Genomic DNA, 15,969 nt, shown 5'->3' on the forward strand with positions numbered 1-15,969 from the left:
TCATCTAAACTCAGTGGGAATACAAACTCCCACTGAGTAAGATTCATTGATAATAGATACATATAATGGCACCTTATATATTATGAATTGATTTAGTGAAAATTATACCAATTACTTTATAATATGGCTTAAATTTATATTTGTTTTTGAATAATTATACTATTCATGAATAAATCTATAATTTTGTTGGTGGACTTTCCTCATGTATTTCGACTCAAATTCAAATTTATTTCCGTTTTTTAGATCATTTAAATATTTTATTGTCTCATAGATATCTTTCTCAGTTAAATTTAATGTATGACCAGCCATAATCTTTGTAAATTTATAACCTAAATATGTATTAAGAGTTTGTATATACGTGTCAATATCCTTATGTTCTACATATATAATTGGCTTTTCCAAATTATCGCCAACATACAATATTTTTTCATCATGGTCAAATATTGAAATGCTATCCACAGTATGCCCTGGACTATAAAATATTTCTATTCCTTCTTTATGGAAATTAATACTCTCCTTGAAAGTGAGATTAGGTAATAATTTTTCAACATTTCCAAATATATATTTTTTATTTTTATTTAATTGTTCATCCCATTGCTTATTCAATAAATCTCTACAGAGTTCATGACTAATTATTGTATTTTTCTTAAAACTAGAATTTCCCCATACATGATCCCAATGAAAATGTGTATTTACAATAATAGTTTCTTTATCATTGTATTTATCTTTCAGCATTCTTTTTATAGGTTCCATACTATTGGAACCACAAAAGGTATCAATTAAAAATATCTTTGACTTCTTTTCGATTAAGAACACATTAGTAGTATAATCTTTTAGTTCATTATAAATAAATACATTGCAATTTTTACTTATTTTTTCATTTTCCATATTTCCTCCACTATAATTTCAGATAAATTAATATGGTTTTTTTATTTTAACATTCATAGAATTACAATAGTTATTAAATTTTCATTTATCTTTTTGTCACTTTACTGTTATTATTGGTTCCACAGATACATCAGAATGCGATTGATTACAAAAGCAAGTACCAGTGCTCCAGCTATAGCAGGATGTCCAGCCGCCTTCATTGCAAATGCGGCTAGCCCAAAGATAATTAATTCCAATACAAGTTTAATTACTTCTGATATATATAAAGGTGCCTTAGGTGACAGGAAACTCCCCCAAACTATAGCTACTAGTAGCGGAATACCAATGCCTAATCCAAATTTCACCACAGTTACTCTTCCTGTTTTAAAACCCCAGTAAGCAAATGCTGCGAGCATAAACAATTCTAATAAAAATCGTATAAGCAAATTAGCAGATTTTATTATCATATTAAATCACCTTCCTAAAAAATCAACTTTAAAAAAATTTTCCTTATTTATCCGATGACTAGCCGCTGTAACACTCCACCTTCTAAAGGTGGAGATAACACCGGCACGTCCCTGGATAATTCATCTAAACTCAGTGGGAATATACAAACTCCCACTTAGTAAGATTCATTGATATTCCAACGCATGAATCCCAGTAAGAAAAGTATCAATTATAAAATTTAGACTTACATCAATATCTAATGGAAGTCCAAATCCACCTTTTTGCTCTAATGAAACAAATCCATGTAAGATACTTCGCAATCCACGGGTAGCATGCAGTGCTGCTTCACCTTCCAACCCATAAGCTTTCAGCACTCTGATAACAATATCTACAATTTTGCTTCCGGATCGCTGCACTTCCATATCACTTGGATCTGGGGCAAGAAGAGTTGCTTCATACAATCCCGGATGAGTATGAGCAAATGCTACATACACTCCAACCAGTGAACGAACTGCATCATCTTCTGCTAACCCAATGGTTGCATGTGCCAAAGCGTTATAAAATTGTTCCATACCATAAATTGCCAATTTTTTTCGCAAGTCTTTCAATCCATTTATATGATTATATAAGGATGGAGTGCGAATATGCAGTTTTTGGGCTACTAAAGCCAATGTTACTTCACCCATGCCCTTTGTATCTGCAATTTCTACTGCAACTTTCAAAATTGCAGACAAATCAACTCCCATTCTTGGAGACATATTATCATCTTCCTCTACTATTTTGTATTTTCTAAATTTTGTTCAGCTCTAGCAATGGCACCATCCATAGCAGTTACTGGCTGTTTTAGCATTGGTCCGTGACCAACAGCAAGTAATGAAGGAAAATATCCTCTGAGTTTTCGTGCACTCTCTAGTGCTGCTTGCTTATTCCATGTTGCCATTGCAGGAAACGGAAACCATAGTCGAAGTTGTCCTGCTACAGCTATACCTCCTCTTGTTTGAAATGCATCTCCAGCTATTAAGGAATTATTGCGCGTATCTAAAAACGCCATGGACCCAGGAGTATGTCCTTGTGCTGATATAGCAATCAGTGAACCAATTTTATCCCCCTCTTTGAGTAAAATATTTGCTCGTGTCTTAAGTTTTTTTGGTACTGCTCCACGTATCGGCAAATTCGGTTCATTCAATTCTAATGTGCAATCTCCAGTCATCAACTTAGCATCGCGCTTTGAAATATATATAGGAATATCCGGGATTGCTTTTTTCAGTGCATCTAAAGAGCCTACATGATCATCGTGTGCATGAGTCAAAATAATCTTTGTAATTTTTTTCCCGATACTATCCGCAGCCTCTATTATTTTCTTCCAGCTATAAGGTAATGCAGCATCAATCAAAGTTAATCCATCTTCTTCCTCCACAAAATAACAATTAACAGGAAACAAATGTGGTAAAAATGTCAATTGATAAACTGTTTTTTCATGAATAATTCGCATGATATCATCTCCTCACCTTTTTTTAATAAATATAATAAAAACTAATCTAATTAGTTTTTATACTAATATCCTTAGTTTTATTATAACTAATAGTATTAGCTTTTTCAATACAAATTTTTATATTAATTTCTAAATCCATTTATCCTTATTGAAAAAAACTATCTTATAATACTATAGAATTTATTTTTTATACTGTGTCATCTGAAAGTTTATATTGTAATATATCAACGACTTTATTCAAAAACACCGATCAAGACTTACTTTTAAAGCCCTAATCAGTGTTTATCTATACTTAAATTACTTTTTTAGACTCAATAGCAAAACAAGATGCAACTTTGTAAAACCAAATGCAATGTTTGTAATCAACAACTGAATATTTGTAAACGAAATGCAGTTTTTGCACTCGAAAAGCCAGTTTTGTAAATGAAATGCAGTTTTTGTAACCAAAATGCAGTTTGATTTTCCTACTTTTCTGCTGTATCATAATAGAAAACTGCAAGCCAAAGGGAGGTCGATTCCCCCTCAATTTTTTTGTAATCGGAGAATCCACCCCTGTTTAGGTTTTGTATGAATTGCTGGCGGCGCAGTTTTATCGTTTTATTTTTTGAGAAGAACTGGCTTTAACATGATGTCACTGGCTGCAACCGGTGCACATCTAAGTTTTGTTAAAACTTCTTCTCCGTGGTAAAAGCTGAACGTTTCGTATGGGCTACGGTTGTTCAGCTTTTTTCTTTTGTATGAGTTGATATGGTTCATCATCATACTGATATCTTCTTGCGTTAGGCTATTAAAACTAGTTCCTTTAGGAAGAACTCTACGTATCAGTTCATGGTTTACCTCAATCGCTCCTTTTTGAAACGGACTTCCCGCATCACAGTAAAACACATGGGTTCTTAAACCAAACCGTGGCTCATGACGGTACTCGATTGCTTTTGGGTTGGAAAACTCGCTGCCGTTATCTGTGAGGATAATAGAAAACAGTTTTCGAAAAAGTTCCTCACCAAGATCTTTTTCAAGCATGTTGAATATATCAATCACGGATTGCGAGGTATTTGCATCACGCAGGAATGCCAGCATTAAGCTACTTTCCACAAAGTGAATAGTAAGAATACATTTTCCACCTTTGGTTCCAATCACAGAATCCATCTGTACCACCGATATATCTGGATTCTTATTCAGAAAAACATTGAAGTCTTCGTAATTACGTCCAATACGACAGCCTTTATCTACCTTGAATTCCGGCTTTTTATAACGTTCACGGAATTTAACTTTGCGAGGAAGATCAATGTTGCGTACATCAAACAGGCAGGCGTCTATGTAGTTGTAAATAGTTTTCTCACTACACATAAGTTCATCTTCATGCGTAACGTATATTTGATGAACTGATTGACCGTTTTGAACCAGTGGAGAAATAATAGCGTTTAGTCTTGCTATTTCATCTTCAGAAACACATAAACCGCTTCTTGCTTCAGATATTACTTCTGAAGCTTTGATATGGGCATGTTCCGCATCATAAATATTTTTGAGTAATGTGCATTTACCAAGGCTTTCACAACCATTACACACATATGGGACACGAAATCTGGAAGTACAGATTTCTTCTATGAAATCATCGCATCTGCCATTGCACTGAGCACACAGCTTACAGTAGGCCGCCGATTTTCTAGAGCAGTCATTGACACAGATATTTTTCTTTCTACAGTTAAAACGGTTCTTGCAAGTATTATAAGGGAAACCAGGATAACCTGTAGCAACTTCAGAGCTGTTTTTACGTACTTCTCTGGAAATCGTAGTTGGATTCTTATCTAATCTGCGACTGATTTCTTTAAATGAAAGACTTTCTTTCAGATGCTTCTGTAACTCAAGTCTTTCTTCATAAGTAAAAAATTTAGACATATATCCTCCATTCTGCCACCAACGTTTTAAGGATAAATGTCTGATAAAAATAACGCAACAAAAAAGACTGGCTCATCACCAATCTTTTGTAAGCCAGGATGCAACCTCCTGGGCATATATATTTAATCAAAAATTTTATAACTCAAATAGAGTTGAAGGGTTGCAATTCGATTTACAATTGAGGAATTACTTTTTTAGTTCACATTAAAATTATTTTAAATCGCTATTTTTCACTTTCCTTAAAACTTTCTTTAACTTTATTTATATTATCCCTATACGTAAAATTAGTCTTTTCATCTTTTGCAACTTCCTCCATAAGAGCATGAAATTTATCTATATCATATATACCCTTTTCAGTGAATATCTTATTTAAAGTCTGCAATACTATCACAAGTTCCTCCATGGCACCCTCTGTTAATTCAACTCTTTGAAGCAGATTATTTAATATTTTTTCATTGTTTTCCATTAAACTCTCCCCCTTTTTAATAAATTATTCTACATTATCTATTAGAATCCTTCTTCTTATATCTTTTTTTCCAAAATTATTCATATTATATATAACTTGAAAAAGGATTTAGATAAGACAGACGTCTTACCTAAATCCTATGGTTTTCAATAAATGTTTTAATTCAATTTACATAATCATCCAATTATCTATATGTAGAAGATGTTTAACACATTAATATAAATGGAATAGAGTGAAAAATATTTATTAATATTATATAACATTTTCTCTCAAATATTCAGTAAAGCTTCTCATGGAATTTGAATCAGGAAAATTGGCTTGAGCCCTCTTAGCATTTCCGCCACCTCTTCCATTGAACTCTTTTAACTTCTCCTTAAATAATTTTCCGCACTCCACATCAAAGGAACCATTATGTGCAAATAAAAATTTATTATCCTTTAAGGAACTTAAAATAAGAATATATTCTTCATTTTTTAAATGTTCATAAAGCTTGTCTAGAAAATCAAAACCTTCTTCTTTATATTCAGCGGCTATAATCTTTGAGTCAGTCTTTGATATTAATACCTGAGCCTCATTTTCCGCTATTGAATTATATAAATTTGAAATTTTCTTTTTTAAATTACCTATTTCTTCTGTCTGACTTTTTACCTTGTTTACAATCTCAGCATCCTCCACTGAAAATCCTCTGGCAATTTCTGTAACGTAATCATTTTTAGTGACATAATCTTTAAAAGCTCTTAAACCGCATTTTATATATATTCTGGTCATCCCTTTATTTTTTTCCCATTTTACAACCTTAATGATTCTTACTTCTCCTGTTCTTCTAACCTGAGTACCGCAGCAGGCACTATAATCCAGATTTTCTCCCATCTGTACCATTCTTATTGTCCCTTCAGCCGTAATTGCTTTTCTTAAAGGCAATTTTTCTGCATCTGCCTTGGTTAAAAAATAAGTTTTTACTTGTTCATTTCTGAAAACATAATAATTTGCTTCTCTTTCTGCTTCCTTTATCATATCCTCTGTCATATCTTTAATTTTAATGTCCATAGTTACGTAGTCCTCTCCAAGGTGAAAACCTGCATTGGCAGCATGATATAATTTAAAGAAAGCTGCAGACATGAGATGCTCTCCTGAATGCTGCTGATTGTGATCCACTCTTCTATCAAAATCGGCCTGACAATGTACTATTTTATTTGATGGTTTTTCAGGCATGACATGATATATAATATCTTCCTTTTCATATACATATTCAACCTTTATGTTATCCATATAACCTATGTCAGAAGGCTGACCACCACCTTCGGGGTAAAATGGAGTACTACTTAGTACCACTTCATATTTGCCATCCTTCTCTATTACATCTTCTACCTCACATTCTGCTTCGCAAAGATATGGATCCTTATAAAAAAGTTTTTCTGTACCATTAATCATATTCATTACTTCCTTTCCTTTTTGTTTAAGCTTAAATTCGTAGTTTAAGAACACGCAAGTTGAAAATTAAAATCGGAAAAAATTGCACCCCTGTGGTAAATTGCAATATCAAATTTTTATAACTCTTCCATCATAGAACAAATACAAATACTGTTCCTTCACTTTCTTCCCTGTAATCTTGGTAAGTGCCTGAGAATAATATTTTAACTGATTTCTATACTTATCTACTACAGTTTCCACATTTTTATCTGTTACATAATCTGTTTTATAATCCACAAGAACAAGACCATCTTTTTCTTCAAAATAGCAATCTATAGCGCCCTGAAGCATCATACTTTCATCTTTATAATCTTCTTCACACAATTCTACATAGACATCACAAGCCTTAAGTCTGATTACAAAAGGGATTTCTCTTTCTATATGTAATGATGAAAGCATTCTTTTACCAAGTTCACCTTGAAAAAATCTTTCTATCTTCTTTATATCTACAGCTTCAGCTTGCTTTTCAGTTATAAGCTCCTTAAAAATCATCTTTTCTATTTGTGATTTTATACTTTCCTCTGTTAAAGGTAAACTAAAATCAAGTCTCTGCATTACTGCATGCATGGCAGTTCCCTTTTCTGCAGGTGTAAGCCCTTTTCTTTCTTCCAGAAATGCTGGTCTTTTCTTTAATACTGGCGGAAATATATTTCTGGAATATTCATCCTCAGAGCTTTGTTGTCTTTTTAATTCAGTAACGGACACACTGGAAGGTAACCCTTTAGCCAGATCATATTTATATTTCCAACTGAGTCTTCTGTCTATTTCTTCATAATAAGGTGTTCTTGGCACTTTATTTTCTATTTCAGAGAGAATACTTTTAAGTACTTCTATTTTACTGAGTTTTTTATTTTCATGTTCAGGCTTAACTTCATTACTAATATATTCTTCATTGAAAGCTTCCTTTTCAGATAATACTATATTCTCCTTTACAATCTCATTTCTAGTCCAAAGCTTTATTTTCCATTGAGACTCATGACTAAGTTTGAAATTATCTTCTATAGATATATCAGCTTTTTCCCTTAAAGCTTCTCCAGCTTCATGCTTAATAACAGCAGGGCATATCCAATCCAGGTAACTCATTCCCCTAAGTATTACATTCTCTGATATCTTTTCTTCATTGCTATCTATATCCTCTGACCAGTTTTTACTTGCAGCTTCAACATCCCTTACAGCACCTGTTATTATAAGTTTTTCCTTAGCTCTCGTTAATGCTACATAGAGTATTCTCATTTCCTCAGAAAGACTTTCCAGCTTTACTTTTTTCTTAATGGCATTTTTAAATATAGTTGGATATGATATTCGCCTCTTAAAATTAACATAATCCGGTCCTATACCAAGGTCATGATGAAATAATACAGTTTTTGTCATATCTCTCAAGTTAAAATTCTTACCGCAAGCTGCTAAAATAACTACAGGGAATTCCAATCCCTTACTTTTATGAATACTCATTATTCGCACTACATTTTCATTCTCACCTAATATTTTAGCACTTCCCATGTCTTTGCTGCTTATTTTCAATTTGTTTATGAAGTTTATAAAATTAAATAGCCCCTTGTAGCTTGTATTTTCATAGGCTTTTGCCCTTTGAAACAGTATTCTTAAATTTGCCTGTCTTTGAACTCCTCCTGGCATAGCTCCAGCATAACTATAATAGCCTGTTTCAGTGTATAAATACCATATAAACTCATCTATTGGCATATGCAGTGCCAGAGTTCTAAATTCTTTAAGCGACCTTACAAAATCATAACATTTTCTTGCTAGGTTTTTGCTTATACTATTTTCTTCATCTACTTTTATGTATTCTACGTTAACATATTTAGTACTATCATCATATTCTGCATATATGTCCTCATCACCATACTTAAATTCCTCAGTATTTCTATTTGACTTTTCCCTATGATATTTAAAACTCTCTAGGCTGCCTTCGTCATTTTTAGCATAAATACTTTCATTATTTTCAGTACATAGTTCATAATATCTATGTTCTACCTGCTTCATCAATTCATAAAAGGAGCTACTTCTATCCAGTGACCTTATATCTATAAGATCTTCATCAGTAAAAGAAACTATAGGAGAACGTAGTACCGAAAGCATTGCTATATCCTGCAGAGGATTATCTATTATTTGCAATAATGCAATTACTGTCTTTATTTCCGTAGTTTCAAAATATCCGGTACCTGTATCTGCAAATACAGGTATGTCAAAAGCCTTTAACTCCTCTGTAAAAGTAGAAGACCAACCTGCTGTTGCACGAAGCAGTATTACTATGTCCTTATACTGAATACTTCTATAGTTATCAATATTTTTATCAAAAACAGCATAGGGCTTATCTTTTTTATCTATTAATTCTTTTATTCTCGAAGCTACCATTCTAGCTTCAAGTCTTATATTATCAATATTTTCTTCTTCCTCATCATCTAGGGTATCAGGTTCTGAATTATTGCTGTCTTGAACTTTGCTTTTTTCAATTATATGAAGTTCATTCACTCCAAGTCCAGTAAATTCATCCTCATTCACCTCACTAAACTCTGCTCCTGCCTTTAATTCTTCCCTTTCATCATAATTGAGTTCTCCTATATTTTTAGACATTATAGCTTTAAAGATATAGTTAGCTCCATCCACTACTACTTTCCTGCTTCTGAAATTTTTAAATAATAATATTTTTCTATTTTTTGCCCCCGCTTCACTGGAATAATTGATATATTTATCAAGAAAAAGCTCAGGCTTTGCCTGCCTAAATCTGTATATACTTTGCTTTACATCTCCTACCATAAATAGATTTGGATTTTCACTGTCATTCCTTGATATAGAATTTAATATAACCTCCTGTACCAAATTACTGTCCTGATACTCATCTATTAGAATCTCTTCATATTTTTCCCTAAGCTCCAGCGCTGCTTTTGAAGGGATTATTTCTTCATTTTCATTTTTATCTGTAAGGATCTGCAATGTAAGATGTTCAAAATCATTAAAATCTATTATACCTCTGCTTCGCTTTTTCTTAATGTATTCTCTATCAAATTCTATAACCAGTTCTCCAAGGCATTTCATAATCGGATATAGTTCCCTAATATGATCATCCATAGTATCTCCATTAGAACTTAATATCTCTTCCTGCATATCTTTTATTTGCTTTTTATATTTATCTCTTATTTTTTGTACTTGATCTTTTTTATCTCTATCTACGTCTTTACCACATCTCTTTAATGCTGGAAATTTTACAGAGCTTAAGCACTCTATAAAGCTGTTCCATGAACTTTTACTCTCTATGACTAAATCATTTATCATTGCCAGATCTTCTTCATAAGACTTAGAATAAGGTTCCAGAGTATCCTCATTATTAATAATTGTCAAAGCTTTTTCTATTACTTTATTAATACCTGTAAGCTCAATTATTACATTAGATAAAATTGACTTCGCCCAAATTGAACTGCCAAAGTCAAAGTCTTCCCCTATATTGAAAGCTTCACTCATATTCTGAAGCCATTGCTTTGGCCAGGGACTACTTTTTGCAAAATTATAAAGAGAAAGCACCATTTCTATAAGAGCTGAATCATCTCTGTTAGAGCAATAACATTCTACCAGATTTAAAAATTCCTCATTGTCAGATTCCTCATATTTTTTATCAAAAAGTTCCTCTATAGTCTCATTTTTCAATAACACAGCCTCTGTCTCATCGGCTATTCTGAATTTAGGATCCAAATCTATAATGTGAAAATAATTTCTTATTACATCAAGACAAAAGGAGTGAATTGTAGTTATTCTTGCCTTATTCAGCAGTACCAGTTGTCTTTGTAAAAGCTTTGATTCGGGGTCCTTAAAAAGCTCCCTTGATATGGCACTGCCAATTCTCTCCCTCATTTCTGCAGCTGCCGCATTAGTAAATGTAACAACTAATAATCTATCTATATCCACGGCTTTCTCTTTATCTGTAATCATTCTTATTATTCTCTCTACAAGAACCGCCGTTTTTCCCGCACCTGCTGCTGCCGCTACTAACAAATTACATCCCCTGGTTTCAATAGCCTCCCGCTGCTCCTCAGTCCAGTTATTGCCCATTGTTTTCACCTTCCTTATCATGCTCCTTACTAATCAGGCTCCAAACTTCCTCATCACTTTTATCGTATATGTATCTATAACCGTTATCCTCTATAGATGGATCAAAGGCACATATGGAGGAATACATACAAAAATCGCAAGGTACAGAGTCCTTATTTTTACAAGGTTTAATACTTATATCTCCTCTTAACATGCTTTCACAATTTTTAGCTATTACATTCTTTACATGACTTCTCAAAAGTTCAAATTGATGCCTTGAAGCTGCCTGAGATTTTCCTAAGGAACCATCTTTATTTATTCTTGCAGGAATAATCAGTGAATTACCTTCCATTTCTCTATCCATCTCTTTAATTATTTCCGGATCATCTATTAATAAGCCCTTCATTTTAAATCTTTTCATTATTTCCTTTTTAAGTTCATCATCACTTAAGTCTCTATTGCTTTTTACCAGAGGATCATCTATTTTAAAATACAATATAGCCCCTGGAATAGGCTTTTTATCGAGATCTTTTCCCTCTTCTGTAAGTATAGCATCAAGATAGAGTAAAAGCTGCACTTGTAGTCCATAATACACATCAGAAAGTCTGAAAAGCTTATTACCTGACTTATAATCTATTATTCTTATATAGGTTTCCCCTTCTTTAACCAACATATCAATTCTATCTATTCGTCCTATTAGCTTTATCTTTTCACCAGAAGGTAATTGTACAATTATTGGAGGATAACTCCCCTGTTCACTAAAATCTATTTCATAACCTACAGGTTTAAATCCACTTCTCTTTATATGATTCGTTATTACAAGAGCTGTTTTAGTAAGCACTCTTTTAAGCCTTTCTGTAAGATATTCATACCTTGGAGAACTATTTAAAATAAAGCTATTGCTCTTTTTAACATTCTTCTCCACTATACTGCTTATATTTTCTTCACACCAATTTTTATCAAGCTCATCCCAGGAAAGCTGTTCTTCTTTTACCTTTTCACTAAATTCATCTATTATCTTATGCATAAAGGTTCCTATATCAGGATAGCTGAGCTTAAATACCTTTCTCTCTTTGGCATTTAATCCATATTGTACATAGTAAGCAAAAGGACACTGGGCATATTTCTCCATTCTGGATACATTGATATGCATATTATCTCCATAGAGTTTTTTAGCCTTTTCACTATTTATCATCTGTGTCTGATTTGTATAAGCAGCTCCACTGAAGGCTCTTCTACACTTTTCTCTCCAGTATTCATAGCCGCTAAACCACTTATAGACATCTCTCCAAAGCATAGCATCATCATTTTCGTCTAACCTCTTTCTAAGCACATAAATGAGCTGATTAAATGCTGGAAGCTTTGCATCTATAAGTTTTAGTCTATCTTCGTCCTTTTCTTCAAAAATCAAATCACTTTCCTCTGTTATATTTGGATATATGCTTTTTAATCTGGAAACTATTATGGAAGGTCTTAAGCTTTTGCCTTCATAATCTGCCATAGGATAGCTTATACTGAGATATTTTCCTGGAATTGTTAGAGTAGTATATACTAAAAACTGCTCTTCAAAGGCAGCTAATCTTGTATTTTTTGCCAGTTCTACTCCTCTCTCCTTTAATATTTCTCTCTCCCTATCGCTTAGTATTCCCTCTTCATTATTCACCGATGGAAATACTCCATCATTCACTCCAACTAAATAGAGAATACAAATATCATGACTTTTTAGCCTCTCTACGCTGCCAACCAGAACTTGATCCACCGCAGGAGGAATTAATCCCATTTTATGCTCCCTAAAGCCAATGGACATAATTTTAACAAATTCTTCAAGAGTAAGAGGTGTAGCTCCCATTACTTCAACGGTTTGATCTAATAAGTCTATTATTATATTCCATATTTGACTGTATTCATTGGCAAGAGTCTGTCTTTTATTTTCCTTAAACTCTTCAATTAATGTTTCCACTTTTTCCGGAGCCCCTATTTCCGTTAAAAATTCAAATACAGTTCTGCAAATTTCTTCTCCATTTCTCTTTCCTCTAGTGTTTTTATAAAGCTTTTTTATAGGCTCTATAACAATACTTCTTATAGAGTTGACTTTATTTAAAAATTCCTCTTCCTGAATAGATATTTCATCTCTTCCAAATAGTGAATCCGGCCTATAATTCCAAACTTCTTCCTCCAGCCATTTTTTCTTTCCCTTTATTCCAGCGGCCAGAACATAATTTTCAAGAATATCTACTTCTTCAATTGTCACATTTGTCAGTGTGGTTTTTAAATATCTGAATACAGCCTCATAGGACCAGTTTTTAGTGAGAATTTCTATTACAGAGGTTATAAGTACAACTATCAGATTTCCTTCAATATTTCTCTTTTCATCTATAAAATAAGGTATCTCATGTTCTTCAAAAATTGAAGCTATTATAGTTTCATAATTTTCCAGATTTCTTGTTATAACAGCTATATCCTTATATCTATAGCCTTCATCTCTGCACATTCTTATAATGTCTCTGGCTGCACCCTCTATTTCTGAATATGTATTCTGTGCTCTAAAAAGCTTTATATCTGAAGTTTTGCTTTTAAATTTTTCATATGGAAAAGCAAATAGATTTTTTTCTAAAAATGCCATTTCATCACTGTCCTTAAATCTATAAAAGGGCTTTTCGGTAAGTACTCTGGGTTTATCTAATTTAACATTGTTATTCCTTGCTATCTCTAAAAATTTATCTTCCGTTCCCTTAGTGAATTCAAAAATATCCGTACCATAATTTTTACCATCTGCATAATCACTGGTTAATGCTACGTTTATTCTCTTTGTCTTTCTTAAAAGCTTTTCAATTATTTTATACTGCTGAGGGGTGAAGCTGGAGAACTCATCAATCCATATTTCAGCATTATTAAAAATTTTTGATTCTTCTAATTTTTCTGCAAGCAAAGTTAAGTCATCATCAGCATCTATATAATTTTTATGTAGTAAAGTCTCAAATTCTCCATATATTTTACTTAAATCCAAAAGTTTATCTTTAAGATTTATATTTTTATCCATATCCTCAGCAGTTTTTAAAAGTAATTCTGGAGTAACTGAATATCTTTTAAATTCACTTATGGAATCCGATATGGTATTTATGAATCCCTGCTGAGCCGCGGCTCCTCTAAATACAGTTAACTCCTCCAATATTTTATCTACTATATGAGAAATAAGCATACATTTACCAGCGGAATCCATGTGCTTATGAGTAATTCCACCAACTTCATTCATTACCCTAAAAGCCATTCTTTTAAAGCTGATAACTCTAACCTTTAAATTTGATTTTTCTCCAATGGCATTTAAAATATTCTTTTCTGATTGAAAAGAAAACTGCTCTGGCACTAGATATATAAGTGGATATTCTACATCTTCTTCTACTTTTTTCTTTATATCCTCTATGCAGAAATTACTTTTACCACTTCCTGCTCTTCCATATATAAATCTTAAACTCATAAATTCACAGACTCCTTTTAAATTTAAATATATAATGATAATTTTTGCACATTAACAAGTGAAATCTTTCACTGTTTAATGAACAGAAACTTTCAAGTTATTTGACAATCTTCTTATATTACTAATTAAAAAAAGCATAATTATATTTTATCACATTATTTTTATTATTCTCATTTTAGTATAATAAAAAACCATTAACTTTATAGAATACTAAAAAAGCACTGAATTCTATGGCAAATACGTTAGAATTCAGTGCTTTTTCTCTAATAACACATATTAGTTATATCTTATTTATATATAGGAAACTTATTACATAAAGCTGTTACTTTTTCTTTTAGTTCAGTTAAATCCTGATCTCTTTTTTCAATAGCTTCATTGATAAACTCAGCAACTTTCTTAATTTCTTCTTCTTTAAAACCCCTAGTAGTTACAGCTGCTGTTCCTATTCTTATACCACTTGTAATAAAAGGACTCTTTGTCTCAAATGGAATTGTGTTTTTATTAGCTGTAATTCTCACAGAATCTAAAAGCTTTTCTGCATCCTTACCAGTTATATCTTTGTTAGTTAAATCTATGAGTATAAGATGATTATCTGTACCGCCAGAAACCAATCTGAAACCGTATTTTGTAAGCTCCTCTGCAAGTACCTTTGCATTCTTTACTATTTGATTAGAATAATCCTTAAATTCAGGCTTTAAAGCTTCTCCAAAGCATACTGCCTTTCCAGCAATTATATGCATTAATGGACCACCCTGCATTCCAGGAAATATTGTCTTGTCTAAATCCTTTGCGTATTTTTCTTTACAGATAATAGCTCCACCTCTAGGTCCTCTTAGTGTCTTATGAGTTGTGGTAGTTACGAAATCTGCATAAGGTACTGGTGATGGATGCACTCCTCCAGCTACAAGCCCTGCTATATGAGCCATATCTACCATTAGATATGCACCCACTTCATCACTGATCTCTCTGAATTTCTTAAAATCTATTACTCTTGAATAGGCACTGGCACCAGCTACTATCATTTTAGGCTTATGCTCAATTGCTTTCTTTCTAAGTTCTTCATAATCTATAGTTTCAGTGTCCTTATTTACTCCATAACTTACTACATTAAATAATTTTCCTGAAAAGCTAACCGGACTTCCATGAGTTAAATGTCCACCATGACTTAAATCCATACCAAGTATAGTATCTCCTGGCTTTAATACTGAGAAATATACTGCCATATTCGCCTGTGAACCAGAATGTGCCTGTACATTTACATGCTCTCCGCCAAATAATTCTTTCATTCTATCTCGTGCTAAATCTTCTACCTGATCAACTATATGACAACCACCATAATATCTTTTTCCAGGATAACCCTCTGCATATTTATTTGTAAGATATGATCCCATAGCTTCCATAACTGCTTCACTGGTAAAGTTTTCTGAAGCTATAAGTTCAATATTATTTTCTTGTCTTTCATGTTCTTTTGCTATTATTTCATATACCTTCTGGTCATTTTCCTTAACGTTTTGAAAATCCAATGTTTACACTCCCTTTTATTAATAAATGATAATATTATTTCTATATAGGTTGCATTAAATATCCATACAGTAAAACGTTATTTTAATTTAATAATTATTTTATGTACATATTAATGAAATGTAATATTTTAATTGCAGCTTATATAATTTTCACTATAATTATGATTATATAATGTAAATTGAAATAAAACAACAGTAATTTGAACTATTTATTTGTGCTATAATATGCTTGTAAATTTATAAGGCCTGTGAAAATAAGTAGTAAGATTCAAAATAGACCAGCATACTGACT

10 protein-coding genes are annotated in these 15,969 nt (G+C 32.4%); all 10 read right to left on the bottom strand.

The features are described 5' to 3' along the window. Positions 1–159 precede the first annotated feature (159 nt). Entirely contained in the window at positions 160–888 is a 729-nt protein-coding gene (locus tag ABF633_RS11435; protein WP_415523849.1) for an MBL fold metallo-hydrolase, read from the bottom strand. Between the two features lie 110 nt (positions 889–998). After that, a complete protein-coding gene (locus ABF633_RS11440) occupies positions 999–1,313 on the bottom strand; it encodes a YrdB family protein (protein ID WP_415523851.1) in 315 nt (104 codons plus the stop codon). A 186-nt stretch (positions 1,314–1,499) separates the two neighbouring features. Further along, the gene (locus ABF633_RS11445; protein ID WP_415523853.1) at positions 1,500–2,072 is read right to left on the bottom strand and encodes a TetR/AcrR family transcriptional regulator; all 573 of its coding nucleotides are present in this window, start codon (positions 2,070–2,072) and stop codon (positions 1,500–1,502) included. A 17-nt stretch (positions 2,073–2,089) separates the two neighbouring features. Continuing rightward, complete coding sequence (locus tag ABF633_RS11450) at positions 2,090–2,806, bottom strand: MBL fold metallo-hydrolase (protein ID WP_415523855.1); 717 nt, start codon at positions 2,804–2,806, stop codon at positions 2,090–2,092. A 597-nt stretch (positions 2,807–3,403) separates the two neighbouring features. Continuing rightward, entirely contained in the window at positions 3,404–4,702 is a 1,299-nt protein-coding gene (locus ABF633_RS11455) for an IS30 family transposase (protein ID WP_415523857.1), read from the bottom strand. Between the two features lie 223 nt (positions 4,703–4,925). Next, positions 4,926–5,168 carry a hypothetical protein gene (locus tag ABF633_RS11460; protein WP_415523859.1) on the bottom strand — a complete coding sequence of 81 codons (243 nt, stop codon included), beginning with the start codon at positions 5,166–5,168 and terminating at the stop codon, positions 4,926–4,928. A 252-nt stretch (positions 5,169–5,420) separates the two neighbouring features. Then, positions 5,421–6,599 carry an alanyl-tRNA editing protein gene (locus tag ABF633_RS11465; protein ID WP_415523861.1) on the bottom strand — a complete coding sequence of 393 codons (1,179 nt, stop codon included), beginning with the start codon at positions 6,597–6,599 and terminating at the stop codon, positions 5,421–5,423. 108 nt (positions 6,600–6,707) lie between these two features. Next, complete coding sequence (gene addA / locus ABF633_RS11470; protein WP_415523863.1) at positions 6,708–10,700, bottom strand: helicase-exonuclease AddAB subunit AddA; 3,993 nt, start codon at positions 10,698–10,700, stop codon at positions 6,708–6,710. Beyond that, complete coding sequence (gene addB, locus ABF633_RS11475) at positions 10,690–14,154, bottom strand: helicase-exonuclease AddAB subunit AddB (protein ID WP_415523865.1); 3,465 nt, start codon at positions 14,152–14,154, stop codon at positions 10,690–10,692. Before addB ends, addA begins: the two co-directional genes overlap by 11 nt. Before the next feature lie 287 nt (positions 14,155–14,441). Then, on the bottom strand, positions 14,442–15,677 hold the full coding sequence (gene glyA / locus ABF633_RS11480) for a serine hydroxymethyltransferase (RefSeq protein ID WP_415523867.1): 1,236 nt from the start codon (positions 15,675–15,677) through the stop codon (positions 14,442–14,444). Positions 15,678–15,969: the final 292 nt, after the last annotated feature.

The organism is Clostridium sp. (genome assembly GCF_047718555.1).
Taxonomy (GTDB): Bacteria; Bacillota; Clostridia; order Clostridiales; family Clostridiaceae; genus Clostridium_I.